Source organism: Shewanella hafniensis (assembly GCF_019655335.1).
Classification (GTDB): domain Bacteria; phylum Pseudomonadota; class Gammaproteobacteria; order Enterobacterales; family Shewanellaceae; genus Shewanella; species Shewanella hafniensis.
The window spans coordinates 1-467 of sequence record NZ_BPFD01000229.1 but is presented as its reverse complement, the minus strand read 5'-3'; the positions used below and the strand labels follow the sequence as shown (position 1 = coordinate 467).

Below are 467 nucleotides of genomic sequence, written 5' to 3'. Positions count from 1 at the left end.
GACGCACCGACAGCCGCGCCACGCAGATTATTGCGATCCGGCGCCAGCCGCGCCACGGGAAAGAGGCCCGGCTCGTGCGCAAGATGAATACGTACGACGGCGCGTAGCTTGGAAAGGGCCTTGGGGCGCAGCACCACGCACGCACGGCGCCGATCGCCACCCACGAAGGCGTAGGAAACGTCGTGCTTTTCCTGCCGAAGGTGCGCGGCCAGCACAGCGAGATAAAAGGCACGCTTCGTAAAGTAGCGCGCATTCAGCGTGTCCTTTTCCTGAAACAGCGTCGAGGGCATCACAGCCTCGACATCCACATCCATATCGCCCGGACGCCGCACAGCCGTCTGGAGGGGCCAACTGCCCACGAGATGGAGAGTACGGGGCGCCTCGAACCCAATGGCATAGGCAGGATCGCCGCGCGGCACGGGCTGGGCGAATGGCACATGCACACGACATCCTACGCGTCGCTCCAG

Annotated in this window: 1 protein-coding gene; it reads right to left on the bottom strand. The window is 64.5% G+C overall.

The features are described from left to right. A partial coding sequence (locus tag K5Q99_RS23180; protein ID WP_220778147.1) for a hypothetical protein occupies positions 1–443 on the bottom strand: 443 nt, incomplete at its 3' end. Positions 444–467 lie beyond the last annotated feature (24 nt).